Source organism: Enterobacter cloacae complex sp. 2021EL-01169 (genome assembly GCF_020733125.1).
In the GTDB taxonomy this organism is placed as follows: Bacteria; Pseudomonadota; Gammaproteobacteria; order Enterobacterales; family Enterobacteriaceae; genus Enterobacter; species Enterobacter roggenkampii.
In genome coordinates this window covers 90,318-113,866 of sequence record NZ_JAJFTC010000009.1, presented here as the reverse complement: position 1 = coordinate 113,866, position 23,549 = coordinate 90,318, and the positions used below count along the sequence as shown (strand labels likewise).

The 23,549-nt window shown below is 57.8% G+C and carries 17 protein-coding genes; 8 read left to right on the top strand and 9 right to left on the bottom strand.

Going from position 1 to position 23,549, the window contains the following annotated elements:
- Positions 1-48: 48 nt before the first annotated feature.
- Genes feoA through feoC form a run of 3 tightly spaced genes read left to right on the top strand, consistent with a single transcriptional unit; the run spans position 49 to position 2,877 of the window.
- The gene (gene feoA / locus LLF79_RS19525; RefSeq protein ID WP_008503050.1) at positions 49-276 is read left to right on the top strand and encodes a ferrous iron transporter A; all 228 of its coding nucleotides are present in this window, start codon (positions 49-51) and stop codon (positions 274-276) included.
- 30 nt (positions 277-306) lie between these two features.
- Positions 307-2,625 (top strand): Fe(2+) transporter permease subunit FeoB, encoded by a 2,319-nt coding sequence (gene feoB / locus LLF79_RS19520; RefSeq protein WP_227880220.1) that lies wholly within the window; start codon positions 307-309, stop codon positions 2,623-2,625.
- A gap of 12 nt (positions 2,626-2,637) precedes the next feature.
- Entirely contained in the window at positions 2,638-2,877 is a 240-nt protein-coding gene (gene feoC, locus LLF79_RS19515) for a [Fe-S]-dependent transcriptional repressor FeoC (protein WP_227880218.1), read from the top strand.
- Here the strand turns inward: feoC and bioH are convergent.
- Positions 2,849-3,631 (bottom strand): pimeloyl-ACP methyl ester esterase BioH, encoded by a 783-nt coding sequence (gene bioH, locus LLF79_RS19510; protein ID WP_008503053.1) that lies wholly within the window; start codon positions 3,629-3,631, stop codon positions 2,849-2,851. The two genes, feoC and bioH, sit on opposite strands and share 29 nt — an antisense overlap.
- Positions 3,632-3,666: 35 nt before the next feature.
- Between bioH and gntX the strand changes: the two genes are divergently transcribed.
- From gntX to gntT, 3 genes are all read left to right on the top strand, one after another.
- The gene (gntX, locus tag LLF79_RS19505; RefSeq protein WP_032664748.1) at positions 3,667-4,350 is read left to right on the top strand and encodes a DNA utilization protein GntX; all 684 of its coding nucleotides are present in this window, start codon (positions 3,667-3,669) and stop codon (positions 4,348-4,350) included.
- Between the two features lie 61 nt (positions 4,351-4,411).
- On the top strand, positions 4,412-4,987 hold the full coding sequence (nfuA, locus tag LLF79_RS19500; RefSeq protein ID WP_008503055.1) for a Fe-S biogenesis protein NfuA: 576 nt from the start codon (positions 4,412-4,414) through the stop codon (positions 4,985-4,987).
- A gap of 316 nt (positions 4,988-5,303) precedes the next feature.
- Positions 5,304-6,620, top strand: a complete 1,317-nt coding sequence (gene gntT, locus LLF79_RS19495; RefSeq protein WP_013099097.1) for a gluconate transporter — start codon at positions 5,304-5,306, stop codon at positions 6,618-6,620.
- 87 nt (positions 6,621-6,707) lie between these two features.
- Here gntT and malQ read toward each other — a convergent pair whose 3' ends face one another.
- Both malQ and malP read right to left on the bottom strand, forming a co-directional pair.
- Positions 6,708-8,786, bottom strand: a complete 2,079-nt coding sequence (malQ, locus tag LLF79_RS19490) for a 4-alpha-glucanotransferase (RefSeq protein ID WP_227880216.1) — start codon at positions 8,784-8,786, stop codon at positions 6,708-6,710.
- Between the two features lie 9 nt (positions 8,787-8,795).
- The gene (gene malP / locus LLF79_RS19485; protein WP_045353292.1) at positions 8,796-11,189 is read right to left on the bottom strand and encodes a maltodextrin phosphorylase; all 2,394 of its coding nucleotides are present in this window, start codon (positions 11,187-11,189) and stop codon (positions 8,796-8,798) included.
- 588 nt (positions 11,190-11,777) lie between these two features.
- Between malP and malT the strand changes: the two genes are divergently transcribed.
- On the top strand, positions 11,778-14,483 hold the full coding sequence (gene malT, locus LLF79_RS19480) for an HTH-type transcriptional regulator MalT (RefSeq protein WP_008503059.1): 2,706 nt from the start codon (positions 11,778-11,780) through the stop codon (positions 14,481-14,483).
- 85 nt (positions 14,484-14,568) lie between these two features.
- On the opposite strand, the gene LLF79_RS19475 is transcribed toward malT, so the two are convergent.
- The 3 genes from LLF79_RS19475 to glpE are packed head-to-tail and all read right to left on the bottom strand — an operon-like array spanning position 14,569 to position 16,554.
- Positions 14,569-15,327, bottom strand: coding sequence for a DeoR/GlpR family transcriptional regulator (locus LLF79_RS19475; RefSeq protein ID WP_008503060.1), 759 nt, complete (start codon positions 15,325-15,327; stop codon positions 14,569-14,571).
- A gap of 16 nt (positions 15,328-15,343) precedes the next feature.
- Entirely contained in the window at positions 15,344-16,174 is an 831-nt protein-coding gene (gene glpG / locus LLF79_RS19470; protein WP_227880215.1) for a rhomboid family intramembrane serine protease GlpG, read from the bottom strand.
- A 47-nt stretch (positions 16,175-16,221) separates the two neighbouring features.
- Positions 16,222-16,554, bottom strand: a complete 333-nt coding sequence (gene glpE, locus LLF79_RS19465; protein ID WP_008503062.1) for a thiosulfate sulfurtransferase GlpE — start codon at positions 16,552-16,554, stop codon at positions 16,222-16,224.
- A gap of 188 nt (positions 16,555-16,742) precedes the next feature.
- Between glpE and glpD the strand changes: the two genes are divergently transcribed.
- A complete protein-coding gene (glpD, locus tag LLF79_RS19460; RefSeq protein ID WP_021242183.1) occupies positions 16,743-18,251 on the top strand; it encodes a glycerol-3-phosphate dehydrogenase in 1,509 nt (502 codons plus the stop codon).
- An 88-nt stretch (positions 18,252-18,339) separates the two neighbouring features.
- On the opposite strand, the gene glgP is transcribed toward glpD, so the two are convergent.
- Genes glgP through glgC form a run of 3 tightly spaced genes read right to left on the bottom strand, consistent with a single transcriptional unit; the run spans position 18,340 to position 23,534 of the window.
- Positions 18,340-20,787, bottom strand: a complete 2,448-nt coding sequence (glgP, locus tag LLF79_RS19455; RefSeq protein ID WP_008503064.1) for a glycogen phosphorylase — start codon at positions 20,785-20,787, stop codon at positions 18,340-18,342.
- An 18-nt stretch (positions 20,788-20,805) separates the two neighbouring features.
- A complete protein-coding gene (glgA, locus tag LLF79_RS19450) occupies positions 20,806-22,239 on the bottom strand; it encodes a glycogen synthase GlgA (RefSeq protein WP_008503065.1) in 1,434 nt (477 codons plus the stop codon).
- The gene (gene glgC / locus LLF79_RS19445; RefSeq protein ID WP_008503066.1) at positions 22,239-23,534 is read right to left on the bottom strand and encodes a glucose-1-phosphate adenylyltransferase; all 1,296 of its coding nucleotides are present in this window, start codon (positions 23,532-23,534) and stop codon (positions 22,239-22,241) included. The genes glgA and glgC overlap by 1 nt, the downstream gene beginning before the upstream one ends.
- Positions 23,535-23,549: the final 15 nt, after the last annotated feature.

Below are 23,549 nucleotides of genomic sequence, written 5' to 3'. Positions count from 1 at the left end.
ATTATCATCGCATAGTAGATAATTTAACCTTTCGTGGAATCAGGCGTTATGCAATTCACTCCAGACAGTGCATGGAAGATTACCGGTTTTACCCGCGAAATTAGCCCGGCCTATCGGCAAAAGCTGCTGTCGCTTGGCATGCTGCCCGGCTCGTCATTCCAGGTCGTACGCGTGGCGCCGTTAGGCGATCCGGTTCATATCGAAACCCGACGCGTGAATCTGGTCCTGCGTAAAAAAGACCTCGCGTTAATAGAAGTCGAAGCCTTATCCCGATAACAAGCCAGCGGTTTCAGTGAGTCCAGAAAAATGAAAAAGTTAACTATTGGCTTAATTGGCAATCCTAATTCCGGCAAGACTACGCTTTTTAACCAGCTGACCGGGGCTCGCCAGCGCGTGGGCAACTGGGCGGGCGTAACGGTTGAACGTAAAGAGGGCCAGTTCACGACGACAGACAACCAGGTGACGCTGGTTGACCTTCCCGGCACCTACTCCTTAACCACCATTTCGTCGCAAACTTCGCTCGATGAGCAAATCGCCTGTCACTACATTCTTGGCGGCGATGCGGATCTGCTGATCAACGTGGTCGATGCCTCGAACCTCGAGCGTAACCTCTATCTGACGCTGCAGCTGCTGGAGCTGGGTATCCCCTGCATCGTGGCGCTCAACATGCTCGACATCGCAGAGAAACAAAAGCTACGCATCGACGTTGATGCCCTCTCCGCGCGCCTCGGGTGCCCGGTCGTTCCGCTGGTCTCGACGCGCGCGCGCGGTATTGATGCGCTGAAGCTGGCCATTGACCGTCACGCGGGAAATCGCGACGTTGAGCTGGTGCATTACGCCCAGCCTCTCCTGCGCGAAGCCAACGTCCTGGCGCAGGAGATGGACAAAGCCATGCCTGCGAAACAGCGCCTGTGGCTTGGCCTGCAGATGCTGGAAGGGGATATCTACAGCCGCGCTTATGCCGGTCATGCGGCCGATAAGCTGGACGTGACGGTGGCCCGTCTTAGCGACGAGCTGGAAGACCCGGCGCTGCACATCGCCGATGCCCGTTACCAGGCTATCGCCTCGATCTGCGACGTGGTCAGTAACGCGCTGACGGCAGAACCCAGCCGCTTTACGGCGGCGGTGGATAAGATTGTGCTCAACCGCTTCCTCGGTTTGCCGATCTTCCTGCTGGTGATGTACGTGATGTTCCTGCTCGCCATTAACATCGGTGGCGCGCTGCAGCCGATTTTTGACGCCGGTTCCGTCGCGGTCTTCGTGCACGGCATTCAGTGGGTGGGCTACACTCTGCACTTCCCGGAATGGCTCACCATCTTCCTCGCGCAGGGGATCGGCGGCGGTATCAATACCGTTCTGCCGCTGGTGCCGCAGATCGGCATGATGTACCTGTTCCTCTCGTTCCTGGAAGATTCCGGCTACATGGCGCGCGCGGCGTTCGTGATGGATCGTCTGATGCAGGCGCTGGGCCTGCCGGGCAAATCCTTCGTCCCGCTGATCGTCGGCTTCGGCTGTAACGTGCCGTCGGTGATGGGCGCGCGCACGCTGGATGCCCCGCGCGAGCGTCTGATGACCATCATGATGGCGCCGTTTATGTCCTGCGGTGCCCGACTGGCGATCTTTGCGGTCTTTGCGGCAGCCTTCTTTGGCCAGCAGGGCGCGCTGGCGGTCTTCTCGCTGTATGTCCTGGGCATCGTGATGGCGATCCTGACCGGCTTAATGCTGAAACACACCATCATGCGCGGTGAAGCGTCACCGTTCGTGATGGAGCTGCCGGTGTACCACGTCCCCCATCTGAAAAGCCTGGCGATCCAGACCTGGCAGCGCCTGAAAGGCTTCGTCCTGCGCGCCGGTAAGGTGATTGTCATCGTCAGCGTTTTCCTGAGCGCGCTGAACAGCTTTACCCTGAGTGGACAGGCAGCGGATAACATTAACGACTCTGCCCTCACCTCCGTCAGCCGCGTCATCACGCCGGTCTTCAAACCAATTGGCGTGCATGAGGATAACTGGCAGGCAACCGTCGGGCTGTTTACCGGCGCGATGGCAAAAGAGGTGGTTGTCGGTACCCTGAACACGCTCTACACCGCCGAGAACATTCAGGAGCAGGAATTTAACCCGGCGGAGTTTCACCTCGGTGACGAACTGCTGGGTGCCGTAGAGGAAACCTGGCAGAGCCTGAAGGACACCTTCAGCCTGAGCGTGCTGGCGAACCCGATTGAGGCGAGCAAAGGCGACGGCGAGATGGCGACCGGTGCCATGGGCGTGATGGGCGAGAAGTTTGGCAGCGCGTCCGCGGCCTACAGCTACCTCATCTTCGTTCTGCTCTATATTCCATGCATCTCCGTGATGGGGGCGATTGCCCGCGAGTCCAGCCGCGGCTGGATGGGCTTCTCCATCCTGTGGGGATTAAACATCGCGTATTCGCTGGCGACGCTGTTTTATCAAACCGTTAATTTCAGCCAGCACCCGCGCTACAGCCTGGTCTGCATTCTCGCGGTTGTGCTGTTTAACGTGATCGTTCTCGGCCTGCTGCGGCGGGCACGCAGCCGCGTCGACATCGACCTGCTGGCAAACCGTAAAACCGCCGCAACCTGCTGCAACAGCCCGGCAGGCGACTGTCACTAAGGAGCACACCCCATGGCATCGTTGATTCAGGTTCGTGACCTGCTGGCACTGCAGGGGCGAATGGAGGCGAAACAGCTGAGCCTCAGCCTGCATACGCCGCAGCCGATGATCGACGCCATGCTGGAAAGACTGGAAGCCATGGGGAAAGCGGTGCGCATTCAGGAAGAGACGGACGGTTGTCTGTCCGGCAGCTGTAAACATTGCCCGGAAGGAAAAGCCTGCCTCAGGGAGTGGTGGGCACTGCGCGAATAAAGGCGGACAGCGCCGAACAAAACTCGCCAGGATGTGAAATAAATGGCGCGTGTGCCGCTTTAGCGACCACCATTGATTGGCTTTCCGGCCACAGGTTATCCAGCAGTGGAACCACCTTACGCGGAACCAGCCCGTCCAGATAGCCATACATACGCAGGTGCGGAAGCGCCAGCGACGCCAGCGGTTCACGCAGATCGATCGTCTTGAGTATCTCAAGCCCCCCGTTAAGCACCTCAACGTCAGGCATCGGCAGCGACAGCACGGTCTGCTTTAGCGTGCGCGCGTCCTGACGCGCGGTTTCTGTACCCATCGTCTGCAGCGCGAGAAAACGCTCCACCGTCCGCTGGAAATCGTCGCTTAGCTGCTGCTGGAATCCTGCCAGCACTTCAGGCTTGATCCCCGGCCACGCGTCCTGCGCGCTAAAGCAGGGTGACGAGGCAACGGTAACCAGCGCGCTCACGCGCCCGGGGTTATCCAGCGCAATCTTGCTTGCCACCAGCCCGCCCAGGCTCCAGCCCAGCCAGACAGCGTTTTGCGGCGCGGCGTCCAGAACCTGCTGCGCCATCTCATCAAGCGACATCGCGCCAAAGCCGCGGCTGCGGCCATAACCCGGCAAATCCACCAGATGCAGCGTAAATTGCGAGGCAAGTTCCTCGCTTACGCAACGCCACACCTCAGCATTCAGTCCCCATCCGTGCAGCAGCACAAGATGGCAATTTCCCGTTCCGACGGTCTGCCACCACAGCGTCTTCATCAGTTACTGTTCTCTTTTTCACATGGAGGTTGCACATGCTAACAGTACCTGGGTTGTGCTGGCTATGCCGAATGCCGCTGGCACTCAGCAGGTGGGGCATCTGCTCCGTCTGTACGCGATCGCTGCAATGGCGTATCGGGATCTGTCCACAATGTGGTTTACCGGCCACAAATCCCTCTTTGCCCTGTGGCCGGTGCCTGAAAAAATCCCCGCCGTGGAGCGCGCTGGTGGCGGTGGATAATTATGTTCCGCCGCTGAGCAGGCTGATTCACGCGCTGAAGTTTTCTGGTCAAAGTTCACTGGCACAGCCCCTTGCGCGACTGCTACTGCTGGCGGTTTTGCAGGCGCGGCGCCACCGCGCATTGCCGAAAATCGACAGGGTGGTAAATGTCCCCCTGTACCGACGTCGGCACTGGCGGCGGGGCTATAACCAGAGTGACCTGATCTGCCGTCCCCTCGCCCGGTGGCTTGGCTGTCAGTATGATGCCCGCGCGCTGACGCGTGTTCATGCCACCGCCATCCAGCATCAGCTCAGCGCCCGGCTTCGCAAAAGAAACCTCAAAAATGCCTTTCGCCTTGAATTGCCGGTCGACGGTCTCCATATCGCGATTGTGGATGATGTCGTCACCACAGGCAGTACCGTTGCTGAACTTTCCCGACTGCTTTTGCAAAGCGGCGCCGCGTCGGTTCAGGTATGGTGTCTGTGCCGTACCTTGTAGCCCTTCTTCAATGGGCGTATGATTATACCCAGGTAATTTAGTCAACTATTAGGCCAAAGCTATGATCCGTATTTCCGATTCTGCACAAGCGCACTTTGCCAAACTGCTGGCAAATCAGGAAGAAGGGACGCAGATCCGTGTGTTTGTGATCAATCCAGGCACGCCGAATGCAGAATGTGGTGTTTCTTATTGTCCTCCGGACGCCGTGGAAGCCACCGACACTGCCCTTAAATTTGAACAGCTCACCGCCTATGTTGATGAGCTGAGCGCACCGTATCTTGAAGATGCGGAGATTGACTTCGTCACCGATCAGCTGGGTTCTCAGCTGACCCTGAAAGCGCCGAACGCGAAAATGCGTAAAGTGTCTGACGATGCCCCGCTGATGGAGCGCGTTGAGTATCTGCTGCAATCCCAGATTAACCCGCAGCTGGCTGGCCATGGCGGTCGTGTTTCCCTGATGGAAATCACCGACGAAGGTTTTGCCATTCTGCAGTTTGGCGGCGGCTGTAACGGCTGTTCAATGGTCGATGTCACCCTGAAAGAAGGGATCGAGAAGCAGCTGCTGAACGAGTTCCCGGAACTGAAAGGCGTGCGTGACCTGACCGAACACCAGCGCGGCGAGCACTCTTACTACTGATTCATTGCCCGTCTGTATTGCCCGGTGGCGCTGCGCTTACCGGGCCTACAAAACCCTGCTCCCCCTCTTCGCTCCCCTCTATATGTTGACCTGCGTCTCATAATTCACATTTTGCCTTCCAGGGTGATTCTCAATCACGCCATGTTACCCGTATCATTCTCATGGGCACTAAGCACACTCATAACAGCCGACTAAACTTAATCGTTTAAAAGGCATCAGTATTAGTGCCGTTACTTCTCTGTTCCCAGTTGGGACAACCGGAATTTGTCGTTGAAACAATGACGTTACCCATAACAATTCAAAGGCCAGGTAAATCATGCCATTAGTCATCGTTGCTATCGGTGTTGTGTTATTACTGCTCTTGATGATCCGCTTCAAAATGAACGGATTTATCGCTCTGGTTCTGGTGGCACTTGCAGTCGGTCTGATGCAGGGGATGCCGCTGGTTAAAGTTATCAGCTCGATTAAAGCCGGTGTCGGCGGCACGCTCGGCAGCCTGGCGCTGATCATGGGCTTCGGCGCCATGCTCGGTAAAATGCTGGCGGACTGCGGTGGCGCGCAGCGTATTGCCACCACGCTTATCGACAAATTTGGTAAGAAGAACATTCAGTGGGCAGTGGTGTTAACCGGCTTTACCGTTGGTTTCGCGCTGTTCTATGAAGTAGGCTTCGTGCTGATGCTGCCGCTGGTGTTCACCATTGCGGCTGCCGCGAGCATCCCGCTGCTGTATGTCGGTGTGCCAATGGCCGCGGCGCTGTCCGTGACCCACGGCTTCCTGCCGCCGCACCCGGGCCCAACCGCTATCGCCACCATCTTCCACGCCGACATGGGTAAAACCCTGCTGTTCGGTACGATTCTGGCGATCCCAACGGTGATTCTGGCAGGCCCGGTTTATGCCCGCTTCCTGAAAGGCATTGATAAGCCGATTCCGGAAGGTCTGTACAGCGCCAAAACCTTCACCGAAGAAGAGATGCCTGGCTTTGGCGTCAGCGTCTGGACCTCTCTGGTACCGGTGATCCTGATGGCGATGCGCGCCGTGGCAGAGATGGTTCTGCCAAAAGGTCATGCGTTCCTGTCCGTTGCAGAATTCCTGGGTGACCCGGTGATGGCAACGCTGATTGCCGTGCTGATCGCGATGTTCACTTTCGGTCTGAACCGCGGCCGCTCCATGGATCAGATCAACGACACGCTGACCTCTTCCATCAAAATCATTGCCATGATGCTGCTGATCATCGGCGGTGGCGGTGCGTTCAAACAGGTTCTGGTCGACAGCGGCGTGGACAAATACATCGCTGCCATGATGCATGAAACCAACGTGTCGCCGCTCCTGATGGCCTGGTCTATTGCCGCGGTTCTGCGTATTGCGCTGGGTTCTGCGACCGTTGCAGCGATCACCGCAGGCGGCATCGTTGCGCCGCTGATTGCCACCACGGGCGTGAGCCCTGAGCTGATGGTTATCGCCGTCGGTTCCGGTAGCGTGATTTTCTCTCACGTAAACGATCCGGGCTTCTGGCTGTTCAAGGAGTACTTCAACCTGACGATCGGTGAAACCATCAAGTCCTGGTCCGCGCTGGAAACCATTATTTCGGTGTGCGGTCTGGTCGGGGTGCTGCTGCTGAATATGGTGGTCTGATGCCCTAAGTCGGGTGGCGGCTACGCCTTACCCGACCTACATGAGCACCACCTGATAATAAAAAACCCGCCACTGGCGGGGTTTTTATTACTTCTTACCAGCAGCTTTTCGCCGCTTATCCAAATCCTTGATCAGCCTGTTCACCCCGTCATCGGCAAACATCGCCTCAAGCGTGGTGGACAGCTTGCGACGCCAGTTCTTGTACTGATAGCTGGTACCCGGAATGTTCACCGGCTCCGCCATATCAATCCAGTCTTCCGGCTGCAGGCCCAGCAGCGCACTGTTGCTGTCGGCAATATAGCGCTGCAAACCGCGGTTGAGTGTCGCAGTCATCGCCATCAGCGACGCTTTATGCCCGGCGCGCTTCGGCAGACAGCCATGCTTATGCAGCGCATCCAGCAGCCCCTGCTTGGAGAGCTCGCGATCCTGATACAGGCCGCGTAACACCTCTTCGTCAGGATACAGGCCCAGCGTTTTGCCAAGGGTCAGATCGCCGCTTTCCCAATAGCCACGAAGCGTAGGAAGGTCATGCGTCGTCGCGACTGCCATTGACTGTTCAGGGTACGCTTGCGGCGCGCGGAAGGTTTTCTCATGGTCGTTTTCAAAATAGAGCACTTTATAGGAGTAGACGCCGCTGTCGCGGAGCTTGCTGACAATCTCCACCGGCACGGTACCGAGATCTTCACCGATCACCATGCACTGGTGACGCTTGCTTTCCAGGGCCAGGATCGACAGCAGATCGTCAACCGGATACTGCACGTATGCCCCGTGATCCGCCGTTTCACCGTACGGGATCCACCACAGGCGCAGCACGGACATCACGTGGTCGATACGCAGCGCCCCGCAGTTCTGCATGTTGGCGCGCAGCAGGTCGATAAACGGCTCGTAGGCGCGCGCCGCCATCACGTGCGGATCCATCGGCGGCAAGCCCCAGTTCTGGCCGAGCGGGCCAAGGATATCCGGCGGCGCGCCGACGGAGGCCTTCAGGCAGTAGAGTTCACGGTCGCACCAGGTTTCCGCGCCGCCCTCTGCCACACCTACGGCCAGATCGCGGTACAGGCCAATCGGCATTTTATAGCCCTGGCTCACCTGCCAGCAGGCGGCAAACTGGCTGTACGCCAGCCACTGCAGCCACAGGTAGAAGTCCACTTCATCAGCATATTTTTTACAGAACGCTTTCACTTCCGGCGTGTCGACGGATTGATACGCTTCAGGCCAGACCGGCCAGCCCCAGCGCATTTCGTCCTCTTTCACCTGATACGCGTGCAGCGCATCGAACGCCGCCTGCCAGTACAGGCTCTCGCCCTCCTGCGTCACGAACTGGCGGAACGCCGCCATCTGCTCGTCATCGCGCTGCGAAAAGCCTTTCCACGCCAGACGCAGCGCGGCCATTTTCAGCGCCGTGACGGTGGAGTAATCCACCCAGTCGGCTTCGCGCGCCTGCTTCAGCGCCTGCTGCGTGGTACTGAGTTTCCACCAGGCCTGCGCCTCTTTGCTGTTTTTGAAATCATCTAAGGCGTTAACGTCGATATAAATCACGTTCAGCCAGCGACGGGAGGACGGGCTGTACGGGCTGGCGCTCTCCGGGTTGGCCGGATAGAGGGCGTGGATCGGGTTGAGGCCGATAAACGCGCCGCCGCGCTCGCCCACGGATGCCAGCATGTTCTTCAGATCGCCAAAATCACCGATCCCCCAGTTGCTGTCGGAACGCAGCGTGTAGAGCTGCACGCAGGCGCCCCACAGCTTTTTCCCTTCGAGCAGCGCCTGCGGCTCGTAGCAGCGTTTTGGCGCGACGATCACCCGGCAGTGGAAACGCCGATCGTCCTGGGTGAGCGTCAGGGTGTGGTAGCCCTCCGGCAGCTTCGCCGGAAGGTTAAGGGTTTTGCCGCCGGTGGCGTGGCCTTTGTGCTGATGCCCCTCTTCGGTCGTGAGCAGCCAGCTAAACTCGCCGCGCCCTTCCACCGCGAGCGGCATCTTTTTACCTGCGGTGAATACCTTCACGTTCGGTACCGGCGCAGCCGACGCTTTCGCGTCGGTTTTGTGCATGGCATCCAGCAAACGTCTTTTGGTGTCGGCGCCAATAGACTGTGGTTTGCCGTGAGCATTAATGTAACTGAGGCTAATTCCCGCCGCCTGCGCGGCACTGTCCAGACGTTTACTATCCATCGCGCTTCCTTAGCGTTTTGCCTGCCAGATACGGGCCTGATAATCACGGATTGAGCGGTCAGAGCTGAACATGCCGCAGCGCGCGGTGTTCAGAATGCACGCCCGGGTCCACGCTTCCTGGTCGCGATACAGCACGTCGACCTGTTTTTGCGCTTCAACGTAGGCCGTGAAGTCCGCCATCACCAGATACGGGTCACCGCCGTGTTTGTCCATGCTGTGCAGCATCTGGTCAAACGCGTGCTTGTCGCCGTCGCTGTATTTGCCGCTCTCCAGCTCCTTCAGCACCGCGTCCAGCACTTTGTCTTTCTTACGCCATTTCACCGGGTCGTAGCCTTTGGCCTTGATGGCTTTCACCTCTTCCACGGTGTGGCCGAAGATAAAGATATTCTCTTCGCCCACCTTCTCGGCGATTTCGACGTTCGCCCCGTCCAGCGTGCCGACGGTCAGCGCGCCGTTCAGCGCCAGCTTCATGTTGCCGGTACCGGAGGCTTCTTTTCCTGCGGTTGAGATCTGCTCGGAGATATCCGCCGCCGGGATCAGCATTTCAGCCGCCGAGACGCAGTAATCCGGCAGGAACACCACCTTCAGCTTGTCGCCCACGTTCGGATCGCTGTTGATCGCCTCCGCCACTTTATTGATGGCGAGGATAATGTTTTTCGCCAGGTAGTAGCCCGGCGCCGCCTTCGCGCCGAACAGGAACACGCGCGGCACGCGGTCAGCCTGCGGGTTCTCGCGGATCTCTTTGTACAGCGCCAGAATGTGCAGCAGGTTCAGGTGCTGACGTTTGTACTCGTGCAGGCGTTTGATCTGGATATCGAAAATCGCATTCGGGTTGATCTCAATCCCGGTGCGCGCTTTCACGAACGCCGCCAGGCGAACTTTGTTCTCCAGCTTGATCGCGCGGTACTGTTCGCGGAATTTCGCGTCGTCAGCGTATTTTTCCAGGTTGATGAGCTGGTCCAGATCGTTCGCCCACTCTTTCTTCAGGGTCTTGTCCAGCAGGCCAGCCAGCAGCGGGTTGCACTGCTTGATCCAGCGACGCGGCGTAATGCCGTTGGTCACGTTGTGGAATTTGGTCGGCCACAGCTGGTGGTATTCCGGGAACAGATCTTTGACCACCAGATCCGAGTGCAGCGCCGCCACGCCGTTCACCGCAAAGCCGCTTACTACGCACATGTTCGCCATGCGTACCTGCTTATCGTGAACCACCGCCAGCTTCGCCCAGACCGCTTTGTTGCCCGGCCAGGTTTTATCCACCAGGGTTTTAAACTGGTCGTTAATCTTGTTGATGATCTGCATGTGGCGCGGCAGCAGCGCTTTCACCAGCTTCTCATCCCAGCACTCAAGCGCTTCTGGCATCAGGGTGTGGTTGGTGTAGGCAAAGGTACGGCTGGTGATGGCCCAGGCGTCGTCCCAGCTCAGCTGATGCTCGTCAATCAGCACGCGCAGCAGTTCCGGGATGGCAATGGTCGGGTGCGTGTCGTTGAGCTGAATCACTTCGAAGTCCGGCAGCTGCGCCAGCTTGCGGCCCGCCAGGTGATGGCGACGCAGAATGTCCGCCACGGAGCAGGCGCACTGGAAGTACTGCTGCATCAGGCGCAGCTTTTTACCGGCCAGGTGGTTGTCGTTCGGGTAGAGAACTTTGGTCAGCTTCTCGGCGTCGATGCCCTGCTGCTCGGCACGCAGGAAATCGCCGTCGTTAAATTTGGTCAGGTTAAACGGATGGGCGTGCTTCGCCTGCCACAGACGCAGCGGCTGCGCCACGCCGTTACGGTAGCCAAGCACCGGCAGATCCCAGGCTTCGCCGGTAATGGTGAACGCAGGTTCCCAGAGGCCTTGCTTCGTCACTTTCCCGCCAATGCCAACCTGCACGTCCAGCTGCGCGTTATGACGGAACCACGGGTAGGTATTGCGATGCCAGTCGTCCGGCGCTTCCATTTGATGGCCGTCAGCGAAGGACTGACGGAACAGGCCGTACTGGTAGTTCAGACCGTAACCAATCGCCGACTGGCCGACGGTCGCCATGGAATCCAGGAAACAGGCCGCCAGACGCCCCAGGCCACCGTTGCCCAGCGCCGGGTCAATCTCTTCTTCCAGCAGATCGGTCAGGTTAATGTCGTGTTCTTTAAGAACGTCACCAACCTCCTGATACCAGCCGAGGTTCAACAGGTTGTTGCCCGTCAGACGGCCAATCAGGAACTCCATTGAAATGTAGTTTACATGGCGCTGCCCGTTTGCCGGTTTTGCCAGAGGTTGAGCATCCAGCTGCTCTGCGAGCGCACCGCTCACTGCCTGCCACCACTGGTGAGGCGTCATCTCGTTAGCAGCATGAAGGCCAAAACGCTGCCACTGACGCGTCAGGGCAGCCTGGAATTGAGCTTTGTTGAAGGTAGGCTGTGACATAGGGGATCGGCATCCTTTAGAAAGAAAACACAAGTTGGCGCTAGTGTGCCTGGCTCATTTCACCTCTTCCTCCTCCCGTAGGGGATTAGACAGGGAGGAGTAGCGGGGATGAGCAGAAAAGTGTGATCAAGGCCACTCTCAGAGCATAGTTCGAGTGTGCCCGGAAGATAAAAAAGTAACCGAGGAGAATGTCAAAGAAATGAAATGCAGTTTCGGATGAAATTAAACCCTGCCGAAATAATTACTTACCTGGAATAATAATTTTGCAACAGGATGTCATGACCAGGAAAGGTATTATTCTCGCTGAACTTTACCCACACTTTATTAAATTTGACGTCACTATCTCTTCCTGAAACCAGTTTCAGCGCAGCCGCAGCACAACCATACAAGCCAGCATTGACGCGGCATTAAAGCCCTTTCCAGAAAGTTCCATCATCTGCCTGAATGTTTTGTGACAGAGTGCAAATTCAGAGCCACCAAATCCAGACATAACTTGCAATAGTTCTCTTTCTGACCGACCTTATATCGTATTAATTACGAAGCGCAAAAAAAATAAAATCTCTCGTTCCCCACAGTGAAGTGAAACCTATGTTGATTCCGTCTAAATTAAGTCGCCCGGTTCGTCTTGACCATACAGTGGTCCGCGAGCGTCTGTTGGCTAAACTTTCCGGCGCGCATAATTTCCGACTGGCGCTGGTTACGAGCCCTGCAGGTTATGGAAAAACAACGCTCATCTCGCAATGGGCCGCAGGTAAGAGCGATCTTGGCTGGTACTCCCTTGATGAGGGCGATAACCAGCAAGAACGTTTTGCCAGCTATCTGATTGCCGCCATACAGCAAGCTACCCATGGACACTGCGTCGCCAGTGAGGTGATGGTGCAAAAGCGCCAGTACGCCAGCCTGTCCTCCCTTTTCTCTCAGCTGTTTATCGAACTGGCTGAATGGCATCGCCCGCTTTACGTGGTGATTGATGATTACCATCTCATCACTAACCCGGTGATTCATGAATCGATGCGTTTCTTCCTGCGCCATCAGCCGGAAAACCTGACGTTAGTGGTGCTGTCACGCAACCTGCCGCAGTTGGGTATTGCCAACCTGCGCGTGCGCGATCAGCTTCTGGAAGTGGGTAGCCAACAGCTTGCTTTTACCCACCAGGAAGCGAAACAGTTCTTCGACTGCCGCCTGAACTCACCGATTGAGGCCGCCGAAAGCAGCCGTCTGTGTGATGACGTCGCGGGCTGGGCAACGGCGCTGCAGCTGATTGCCCTCTCTGCCCGACAAAACAACAGCCCGGCACACCAGTCAGCGCGCCGTCTGGCCGGCATCAACGCCAGCCACCTTTCTGATTACCTGGTGGATGAGGTGCTGGACAGCGTCGATCCCTCGACGCGTAATTTCCTGCTGAAAAGCTCGCTGCTGCGCTCCATGAACGATGCGCTGATCGTGCGGGTAACGGGCTGTGAAAACGGTCAGCTTCAGCTCGAAGAGATTGAACGTCAGGGTCTTTTCCTGACGCGCATGGACGATCCCGGCGAGTGGTTTAGCTATCATCCGCTGTTTGGTAGCTTCCTGCGCCAGCGCTGTCAGTGGGAGCTGGCGGTTGAACTGCCGGAGATCCACCGTGCCGCTGCCGAAAGCTGGATGGCACAGGGCTTCCCGAGCGAGGCCATCCACCACGCGCTCGCCGCCGGTGACGCCAGCATGCTGCGCGATATCCTCCTCAATCACGCGTGGGGCCTGTTTAACCACAGCGAGCTGACCCTGCTGGAAGAGTCCCTGAAAGCCCTGCCGTGGGAAAGCCTGCTGGAGAATCCGCGTCTGGTGCTGCTGCAGGCCTGGCTGATGCAGAGCCAGCATCGCTACAGCGAAGTGAACACCTTGCTGGCGCGCGCCGAGCAGGAGATGGAAAGCGAGATGGATACCACCCTGCACGGCGAGTTCAACGCGCTGCGCGCTCAGGTGGCCATTAACGACGGCGACCCGGACGAAGCGGAACGGCTGGCGATGGTCGCGCTGGATGAACTGCCGCTGGCCAACTTCTACAGCCGCATCGTGGCGACCTCCGTCCACGGCGAAGTGCTGCACTGCAAAGGCGATCTCACGCGCTCGCTTTCACTGATGCAGCAAACCGAACAGATGGCGCGTCGTCATGATGTCTGGCACTACGCGCTGTGGAGCCTGATCCAGCAGAGCGAGATTTTATTCGCGCAGGGGTTCCTGCAGGCCGCCTGGGAAAACCAGGAGAAAGCGTTCCAGCTGATTCGCGAGCAGCATCTGGAACAGCTGCCGATGCACGAGTTCCTGCTGCGTATTCGCGCTCAATTACTGTGGGCATGGTCGCGTCTGGATGAAGCAGAAAGCTGCGCCCGCCAGGGTGTGGATGTTCTTTCCAGTTTCCAGCCTCAGCAGCAGCTGCAGTGCCTGGCGCTGCTGGTGCAGTGCTCGCTGGCGCGCGGCGATCTCGATAACGCCCGCAACCATCTTAACCGCCTGGAAAACCTGCTCGGCAACGGCCAGTATCATAGCGACTGGGTGTCAAACGCCGACAAGGTCCGGGTGATTTACTGGCAGATGACCGGCGATAAAAAATCCGCCGCCAACTGGCTGCGTCAGACGCCAAAACCGGAATTTGCCAACAACCACTTCCTGCAGAGCCAGTGGCGCAACATTGCCCGCGCGCAGATCCTGCTGGGTGAATTAGAGCCCGCAGAGATTGTGCTGGAAGAGCTGAACGAGAACGCGCGCAGCCTGCGCCTGATGAGCGACCTGAACCGCAACCTGCTGCTGCAAAATCAGCTCTACTGGCAGGCGGGCCGTAAAAACGATGCCCAGCGCGTGCTGCTGGAGGCGCTACAGCTGGCTAACCGCACCGGGTTTATCAGCCACTTTGTGATTGAAGGGGAAGTGATGGCCCAGCAGCTGCGTCAGCTGATTCAGCTCAACACGCTGCCGGAGCTGGATCAGCATCGCGCCCAGCGTATTCTGCGCGAGATTAACCAGCATCATCGCCACAAGTTTGCGCATTTCGATGAGAACTTCGTTGAACGTCTGCTAAACCACCCTGAAGTGCCGGAGCTTATCCGCACCAGTCCGCTTACCCAGCGCGAATGGCAGGTTCTGGGGCTGATCTATTCAGGCTACAGCAACGAGCAGATTGCCGGCGAGCTGGCGGTGGCGGCGACCACCATCAAAACGCATATCCGCAACCTGTACCAGAAGCTGGGCGTGGCGCATCGACAGGATGCGGTGCAGCATGCGCAGCAGCTGTTGAAGATGATGGGGTACGGCGTTTAGTTTTGTGCGGTCTGATGCCCTCTCCCACAGGGAGAGGGAAAACAATTTGTAGGTCGGGTAAGCGCAGCGCCACCCGACACAACCGCTAGCACAATTCCAGCTGCAAATTATTATCTTTAATTACCTGCATCACGCCCGCCGGCGGCATCACGTCGGTATAGACCGCATCCACCATGCTGATGCTGCCCATGTTCACCATCGCGTTACGGCCAAACTTCGAGTGATCCACCACCAGCATCACGTGGCGTGAGTTTTCAATGATCGCGCGCTTGGTGCGCACCTCGTGGTAATCAAACTCCAGCAGCGAACCGTCGCTGTCGATGCCGCTGATGCCCAGAATGCCGAAGTCGAGGCGGAACTGAGAGATAAAGTCGAGGGTCGCTTCACCGATAATCCCGCCGTCGCGGCTGCGTAGCTCGCCGCCCGCGAGGATGATGCGGAAATCGTCTTTTTGCATCAGGGTATTGGCGACGTTCAGGTTGTTGGTGACCACGCGCAGGTTCTCGTGATCCAGCAGCGCATGGGCGACCGCTTCCGGCGTGGTGCCGATATCAATAAACAGCGTCGCCCCGTTCGGGATCTGGCTGGCGACCTTGCGGGCAATGCGCTCTTTCTCCGCCGTCTGCGTCGCTTTTCGGTCGTGCCAGGAGGTGTTGACCGAGCTGGACGGCAGCGCCGCGCCGCCGTGGTGGCGAAGGATGCGGTTCTGATCGGCCAGGTCGTTCAGGTCACGACGGATGGTTTGTGGGCTGACGGCAAACTGCTCCACCAGCTCTTCGGTGCTGACGTATCCCTGTTTTTTTACCAGTTCGATAATGGCGTCATGACGTTGTGTTTGTTTCATCAATTATCCCTGAGAATTATGTTCGTTTTCGCGCATGGAGCGTGTCGGCAAAGGCCATCGCCAGCCCCACGGCCAGCCCGGCGACGTGCGCACCGTTGGCGATAGACATATCAAACAGATCAAACCATCCGGCAATTAGCCATATTAACGCAAAGGTTATCAATCCGCGTTGCAGATAGATGCCGCTTTGCGGATCGCGCTCCCCGCGAAGCCAGACGTAGCCCATCAGGGCATAGACGACACCCGACAGCCCGCCAAACCACGGGCCGCTGAACTTGTGCTGTACGTAGCCGCTCAACAGGGCGCTGATGATGGTGATAACGATCAGCTTGCCGCTGCCCAGACGCTTTTCAACGGCACCGCCGAGATACCACCACCAGAGCAGGTTGAAGAGGATATGCATCACCGAGAAGTGCATCAGCGCGTGGCTAAAGTAGCGCCATACGTCAAACTCAAGCGACGGATCATAGGGCCACGCCAGGGCAATCATCACGCTCTGGTCGCCGACCACGTTCATGATAATAAAGACGATGATGCAGGCCGCCATCAGCAGCAGCGTAAACGGGCCCGCGCGCTCGCGAAGGGTGGCAAGGAAGGGAAAGCGGCTGTAGTGCAATCCGCTGCCGGTCTGGCCGGATTGCCAGCTGGCCGCGAGATAGCGCGGGTCGCCAGGGTTCTCAAGAAAACGCGCCAGCTCCTCGTTTACCCGCCCGGCCTGGCTCTCATCGGCCAGCCAGACGTCGGTCTGCGTATGTTGCTGAATAGTAAGAATAACGCCCTGCGTCGCCATATAGTCGACAAACGCCTGGGCGACGCGCGGGTTGGTAAAAGAGGTGATCATCAACATGGGCAGTGGTCGCTTATTTCCACACAAAAGGGGACAGTATAGCGGGATCAGCGCTCAAACGCGTATTCCACTTCCGCCGGGAAATGACGATGCCAGGCATCGAAACCGCCGTCGACGCTGTAAACCGCGTCGTAACCCTGCTGAAGCAGATACTGCGCCGCGCCTTTGCTGCTGTTGCCGTGGTAGCACATGACCATCACCGGCGTGTCGAAGTCGTTATCGCGCATAAACGCGCCCAGCGTGTCGTTGGTAAGATGAAACGCGCCCGGCGTATGGCCCATCGCAAAACTCTGCGGATCGCGGATGTCCACCAGCACCGCTTTTCCCTGGTGCATCTTCTGGTGGGCTTCTTCTACGTTAATACATTCAAACTGATCCATGGTGTTCTCTTAACAGTGGTCAACGACAAGATTTTACCCCGTAGTGTACGTCCTGGCGGCGGGTAAACGCCATTATGTTATCCATATCACTCTAAATTGTTTTTTTGATGTTACCAAAAGCGCGTTCCTTTGCTATTATGAGCGATATCGAACATTTCTGAGCTTTAACGAAAGTGCATGAGGGTGTTATGGAAACCAAAGATCTGATTGTGATAGGCGGTGGCATCAACGGTGCCGGTATTGCGGTCGATGCCGCAGGACGCGGTTTATCCGTACTGATGCTGGAAGCTAACGATCTCGCCTGCGCGACGTCGTCCGCCAGCTCCAAACTGATTCACGGTGGCCTGCGCTACCTGGAACACTACGAATTCCGCCTGGTCAGCGAAGCGCTGGCCGAACGTGAAGTGCTGCTGAAAATGGCCCCGCATCTGGCGATTCCGATGCGCTTCCGCCTGCCCCATCGCCCGCATCTGCGTCCGGCGTGGATGATCCGCATTGGTCTGTTTATGTACGATCATCTGGGTAAACGCACCAGCCTCCCGGGTTCGAAAGGGTTGCGTTTTGGCTCAGAATCGGTCCTTAAGCCGGAAATCGTGCGCGGATTCGAATATTCCGACTGCTGGGTGGATGATGCCCGCCTGGTGCTGGCGAACGCGCAGATGGTTGAGAAGAAAGGCGGCGAGGTGAAAACCCGCACCCGCGCGACCGCTGCCCGTCGTGAAAACGGCCTGTGGATTGTCGAGGCGGAAGATATCGATACCGGCGAGAAGTTCAGCTGGAAAGCGCGCGGCCTGGTGAACGCCACCGGCCCATGGGTGAAGCAGTTCTTTGACGACGGCATGCATCTGCCCTCCCCGTACGGCATCCGCCTGATCAAGGGCAGCCACATTGTGGTGCCGCGCGTGCATACCCAGAAGCAGGCTTACATCCTGCAGAACGAAGACAAGCGCATCGTGTTTGTGATCCCGTGGATGGACGAGTTCTCCATCATCGGCACCACCGACGTGGAGTACAAAGGCGATCCGAAGAACGTCGAGATCGACGAGAGCGAAGTGAACTACCTGCTTAAAGTGTATAACGCGCACTTTAAGAAACAGCTGTCGCGCGACGACGTGGTCTGGACCTACTCCGGCGTGCGTCCGCTGTGCGATGACGAATCCGACTCACCGCAGGCCATCACCCGCGACTATACGCTCGATATTCACGACGTAGACGGTCAGGCGCCGCTGCTGTCCGTGTTTGGCGGCAAGCTCACCACCTACCGCAAGCTGGCCGAGCACGCGCTGGAAAAACTGGCGCCGTACTACAAAGGCATTGGCCCGGCATGGACCAAAGGCGCGGTACTGCCCGGCGGTGATATCGGCGATAACCGCGATGATTACGCCGCGAAGCTGCGCCGTCGCTTCCCGTTCATCACCGAAGGGATGGCGCGCCACTATGCCCGCACCTACGGCAGCAATACCGAGCTGATCCTGGGTGATGCAAAAGAGATTGCCGATCTGGGCGAGCATTTCGGCCACGAGCTGTACGAAGCCGAGCTGCGTTATCTGGTTGAGCACGAGTGGGTGCGTCGTCTGGATGATGCTATCTGGCGCCGTACCAAAGAAGGGATGTGGCTCAACGCCGAACAGCAGTCTCGCGTGGCGCAGTGGTTGCTGCAACATGCGGCGAAACGCGAGCTGTCGCTGGCGTCTTGATGCAAAAAAACGCCCGGTGGCGCTACGCTTACCGGGCCTACGGGATCAAGTAGGCCGGGTAAGGCGAAGCCGCCACCCGGCTTTGTTTTTACAACCTCACCGGATCAATATGCCAGATCGTCTCGGCATACTCCTTGATGGTCCTGTCTGACGAGAAATAGCCCATATTGGCGATGTTGTACATCGCGGCGCTGGTCCACTTCTCAGGCTGGCGATACAGTTCGTCCACCTTATCCTGACAGTCGACGTAGCTGCGGTAATCCGCCAGCACCTGGTAGTGATCGCCAAAGTTAATCAGCGAATCCACCAGATCGCGGTAGCGGCTCGGTTCATCAGGGCTAAACACGCCGGTTGCAATCTGCGTCAGCACCTGACGCAACTCTTCATCCTCTTCGTAATACTGACGCGGCGAGTAGCCTTTCCTGCGCAGCGCCTCTACCTCTTCCGTCGTATTACCGAAGATAAAGATATTCTCTTCGCCCACGTGCTCCAGCATCTCGACGTTCGCCCCGTCCAGCGTGCCGATGGTCAGCGCGCCGTTAAGGGCAAACTTCATGTTACTGGTGCCGGATGCCTCCGTGCCCGCCGTAGAAATCTGCTCAGAGAGATCCGCTGCCGGGATGATCAGCTGCGCCAGGCTGACGCTGTAGTTCGGAATGAACACCACCTTCAGCTTGTCGCCAATGTCCGGATCCTGGTTAACCACCTTCGCCACGTCGTTGATAAGATGAATAATATGCTTCGCCATGTAGTAGGCCGACGCCGCCTTACCGGCGAAGATCTTCACGCGCGGCACCCATTCGGCCGTCGGGTCGGCCTTAATGCGGTTGTAATGGGTGATCACGTGCAGCACGTTCATCAGCTGACGCTTGTATTCGTGGATACGTTTGATCTGAACGTCGAACAGCGCTTTCGGGTTTGCCACCACGTTCAGGTGCATCGCCAGCCAGACCGCCAGACGCTTTTTGTTCAGCAGCTTGGCTTCGCGCACGGCTTTGTTCACCGTCGGGAAATCAATATGCTGTTCCAGCTCGCTCAGCTGGCTCAAATCGGTACGCCAGGTGCGGCCGATATTCTCGTCCAGCACCTCAGAGAGCGGCTGGTTAGCCAGCGCCAGCCAGCGGCGCGGGGTGACGCCGTTGGTCACGTTGCAGAACCGCGTCGGGAAGATCTTCGCGAAGTCCGCAAACAGCGACTGCACCATCAGGTTCGAGTGGAGCTCGGACACGCCGTTGACCTTGTGGCTGATGACAACCGCCAGCCAGGCCATGCGCACGCGGCGGCCGTTCGACTCATCAATGATGGACGCGCGGCTCAGCAGGCCGGTATCGTTTGGATACTGCTCCTGCAGCGTCTTGAGGAAGTAGTCGTTAATCTCAAAGATAATCTGCAGATGGCGCGGCAGGATTTTGCCGAGCATGTCCACCGGCCACGTCTCCAGCGCTTCGCTCATCAGCGTGTGGTTGGTGTACGAGAACACCTGGCAGGTCACCTCAAAGGCGTCGTCCCAGCTGAACTTATGCTCGTCGATCAGCAGGCGCATCAGCTCCGGAATGGAGAGCACCGGGTGGGTGTCATTAAGGTGGATCGCGGTTTTCTCCGCCAGGTTGGCGTAGGTTTTGTGCAGCTGATGGTGGCGGCTGAGGATGTCCTGAATGGTCGCCGAAACGAGGAAATACTCCTGACGCAGGCGCAGCTCGCGGCCTGAGTAGGTCGAGTCATCCGGGTACAGCACGCGGGACACGTTCTCGGAGTGGTTTTTATCCTCCACCGCCGCGAAGTAGTCACCCTGGTTAAATTTACCGAGGTTAATTTCGCTACTGGCCTGAGCGCTCCACAGGCGCAGCGTGTTGGTGGCATCGGTGTCGTAGCCGGGGATGATCTGGTCGTATGCCACGGCCAGGATCTCTTCCGTTTCCACCCAGCGGGATTTTTTTCCTTCCTGCTGAATACGCCCGCCAAAGCGCACCTTGTAGCGCGTGTTGTGGCGCTTGAACTCCCACGGGTTGCCGTACTCCAGCCAGTAGTCCGGGGACTCTTTCTGACGCCCGTCGACGATGTTTTGCTTGAACATGCCGTAATCGTAGCGAATACCGTAGCCGCGGCCCGGCAGCGCCAGCGTCGCCAGCGAGTCGAGGAAGCAGGCGGCAAGACGTCCCAGACCGCCGTTACCGAGGCCCGGGTCGTTCTCTTCGTCGATCAGTTCTTCTAAATCTAACCCCATCTCTTCCAGTGCGGTTTTGACGTCGTCATAAATACCGAGCGACAACAGCGCATTGGACAGCGTGCGGCCAATCAAAAATTCCATCGACAGATAGTAAACCTGACGCGTCTCCTGCGAGAGCTGGGCGCGGTTTGAGCGCAGCCAGCGTTCAACTAAGCGGTCGCGCACCGCAAACAGGGTGGCGTTCAGCCACTCGTGCTTGTTGGCAATAACCGGATCTTTCCCGATGGTGAACATCAGCTTGTAGGCGATGGAGTGCTTTAACGCCTCAACGCTGAGCGTGGGTGAAGAGTAGCTAAATGGAGCGTTCATATCAGTAACTTCGCCTCGTTACATCAAGCGTTGATAGAGATCGCGGTATGACTGCGCCGCAACGTGCCAGCTAAAGTCCATGGACATCGCCTGGCGTTGGACGTAGCGCCACAGCGATGGACGGGACCACAAGACGAAAGCACGCCGAATCGCCCGAAGCAGCGACCAGGCATTACTGTCCTCAAAGACAAACCCGCTGGCGATACCGTCCGCCAGGTTTTCCAGTGAGCTATCCGATACCGTATCCGCCAGCCCGCCCGTGCGGCGAACCAGCGGCAGGGTGCCGTATTTCAGGCCGTAAAGCTGCGTCAGGCCGCAGGGTTCGAAACGGCTCGGCACCAGGATGACGTCCGCGCCGCCCATAATGCGGTGCGAAAACGCCTCGTGGTAACCAATCTGTACGCCCACCTGCCCCGGATGTTCCGCGGCGGCGGCAAGGAAACCTTCCTGCAATACCGGGTCGCCCGCGCCGAGCAGCGCCAGCTGCCCGCCCTGCTCCAGTAAACCGGGCAACGCCTCCAGCACCAGATCCAGCCCTTTCTGGCTGGTCAGGCGGCTTACGACGGCGAACAGCGGCACTTTGTCGTTAACCTTCAGGCCCATCGCAATCTGCAGCTGGCGTTTGTTTTCCGCTTTGTCTTCCACGGAATCACGACCGTAGCGCGCCGCCAGCAGGAGATCGGTTTCCGGGCTCCAGATCTGTTCATCCACGCCGTTCAGAATGCCCGACAGGCGGCCTTCGCGGTGGCGCTGCTGCAGCAACCCTTCCATGCCGTAGCCAAATGCCGGCTGGGTGATCTCACGCGCGTAGGTTGGGCTCACCGCCGTGATGTGATCGGCGTAGTACAGCCCCGCCTTCAGGAACGAGATCTGCCCGTTAAACTCCAGACCGTGCATGTTAAAGAACGACCATGGCAGATCGATGTCATTCATGTGATGGGCGTAGTACATCCCCTGATAGGCCAGGTTATGCACGGTAAAGACCGATTTCGCCGGGTGGCCGCGCGCCGCGAGATACGCCGGAGCAAGCCCGGCGTGCCAGTCGTGCGCATGCACCACATCCGGACGCCAGAACGGATCCAGCCCCGTCGCCATTTCTGCTCCAACCCAGCCGAGGAGCGCAAAGCGCAGCACGTTGTCGGTATAGGCGAACAGGTTCGTATCGTGATACGGGCTGCCCGGGCGATCGTATAAATGCGGCGCGTCGATCAGGTAAATCCCTACGCCATTGTAATGTCCAAACAGCAGGGTAATGCGTCCGGCAAACGTTTCACGGCGGGTCACCACTTTTGCATCAGGTATACCGCGCCGGATATCCGGAAAGGCGGGCAGCAGGACTCGGGTATCCACGCCTCCGGCGATTTGTGCCGCCGGTAATGCGCCAAGCACATCTGCCAGACCGCCCGTTTTTAATAACGGGAACATCTCAGAACATACGTGTAAAACCTGCATCATCGCTCCTGTTTGATTTGCAGCTTCCGCAACATTTCCCGTGTGACTAACACGATCCCCTCTTCCGAACGGTAGAAACGACGCGCGTCTTCTTCCGCATTCTCCCCAATGACCATCCCTTCAGGGATGACGCAGGCACGGTCGATCACGCAACGACGCAGACGACACGAGCGCCCTACCCAGACGTCCGGCAATAAGACTGCCGAATCGATATTACAGAATGAATTTATCCGCACGCGCGGGAACAGCACCGACTGCACCACGACCGAACCGGAGATGATGCACCCGCCGGACACCAGCGAGTTCAGCGTCATACCGTGGCTACCGGAGCGGTCCTGCACGAATTTGGCTGGCGGCAGCGACTCCATATGGGTACGAATCGGCCAGTTCTGGTCGTACATATCCAGTTCAGGCGTGACCGATGCCAGATCGAGGTTCGCTTTCCAGTACGCTTCCAGCGTGCCCACATCGCGCCAGTACGGTTCCGCATTCGGGTCGGACTGCACGCAGGACAGCGGGAAAGGATGTGCATACGCCATGCCAGCTTTGGTGATTTTCGGAATGATGTCTTTACCGAAGTCGTGGCTTGAGTTTTCGTCTTTGTCGTCTTCTTCCAGCAGCTCATAAAGATAATCTGCGTCAAAGACATAGATCCCCATGCTGGCGAGCGATTTGGTGTCATCGCCCGGCATGGTTGGCGGGTTCGCCGGTTTTTCAACGAAGTCGATAATTTTGTCGTCGGCATCCACGTGCATGACGCCAAACGCCGTCGCTTCAGCAACGGGCACAGGCAGACACGCCACGGTGCAGCGCGCCCCTTTTTCGACGTGGTCGATGAGCATGTGGGAGTAATCTTGCTTGTAAATGTGGTCCCCGGCGAGGATCACAATGTATTCCGCGTTATAGCGACGAATGATGTCGAGGTTCTGGGTCACCGCATCCGCTGTCCCGCGATACCAGTTCTCGCCGTGAACGCGCTGCTGCGCAGGAAGGAGATCGACAAATTCGTTCATCTCTTCGCTGAAGAATGACCAGCCGCGCTGAATATGCTGCACCAGGGTGTGCGACTGATACTGCGTGATGACGCCAATGCGGCGAATGCCCGAGTTCAGGCAGTTGGAGAGCGCAAAGTCGATAATACGGAACTTACCACCAAAGTGAACGGCCGGCTTGGCGCGCTTGATGGTCAAATCTTTCAGACGGGTACCACGCCCGCCCGCAAGTATCAGGGCAACCGTTTTTAATGGTAGCTGGCGTGCCAACATTAAGGGATCGTTCTTCTCTAATCTAACCATGACTAACTCCTTTTT